Below are 1,102 nucleotides of genomic sequence, written 5' to 3'. Positions count from 1 at the left end.
TTTATGTTGTTGACGATCTGTTGAATCGCCACCAAGTTCTGGTTGATGTCTTCCGCCACCGCACTTTGTTCTTCTGCCGCTGATGCGGTTTGAATTCCCATATCGCGAATTGTACCAATAGAATGGTGAACACCAGACAAAGACTGTTGAATCAGTGCCGACTCTTCAGCCGTTTTCACGCCGCGTTCTTGACTGGCGGACATGGTCGTGACGGCTCGAGATACACCACTTTGTAGCTGGTTAAGCATATCGCCAATTTCATGAGTGCTATTTTGCGTACGGCTCGCTAGTGAACGTACTTCATCGGCCACCACTGCAAATCCACGCCCTTGCTCGCCCGCTCGCGCGGCTTCAATTGCCGCATTGAGCGCCAATAAGTTGGTCTGCTCAGCAATCTCGCCAATCACATCCAATACTTTGGTAATCTGCTCCGTTTGCTGACTCAACTCAGAGATAGCATCCGATGTGCTGTTGATCTCTGTAACCAACTCAGTAATGCCTTGAATCGCTTGTTCAACCTCTCGCTGGGCTTCGGTGACCTGATCGTTCGCATCGTCAATGGCCTGCGCAGTGGCATTTGTATTGCTCGCGACTTCTTTTGCCGTCATGCTCATCTCTGTTACGGCTGTCACCACTTTATCCGTTTCCAAACAGTGACTCTGCATTTGACCGCTCGCTGTGCGCGTTTGATCATTCAGTTCTTCAGAAACTGTTTGAACGGCAGAAGCAGATCGATGAATGTCCTGCATCAGTGGGTGAAGTTTATCCATAAATTCATTAAAGGCAGCCGCGACTTCGCCAACTTCGTCTTTACTTTCCACTTTTAGACGCGCAGTTAAGTCACCGCCACCCGCAGCAACATCTTTGAGAGAATCGGCGACGTGCTGAAGTGGTTTAATGCCTTTCGAGACAGCAATACTGGTTAAGATGCTGGTAATAATCAGGCCAATCACCGAGATTGTCACCGCAGATAAAGTGTGTTGATTTAACTCTTGCGTGCGCAATTCACGCTGCATGGCAACTTGTTGGTCGATGTCATCAATGTAGATACCGGTACCAAGCACCCAGTCCCATTTTTGTAGATACTCAGCGTAACCCAATT

At 48.6% G+C, this 1,102-nt stretch carries 1 protein-coding gene; it reads right to left on the bottom strand.

The window, feature by feature from the left end; translation table 11 throughout:
- Positions 1-1,102: methyl-accepting chemotaxis protein (locus R7R78_RS24355; protein ID WP_225474402.1), on the bottom strand; the 1,102-nt coding region annotated here is incomplete at both ends.

The organism is Vibrio sp. 2134-1 (genome assembly GCF_033339495.1).
This window is presented reverse-complemented; position numbering and strand designations above follow the sequence as displayed.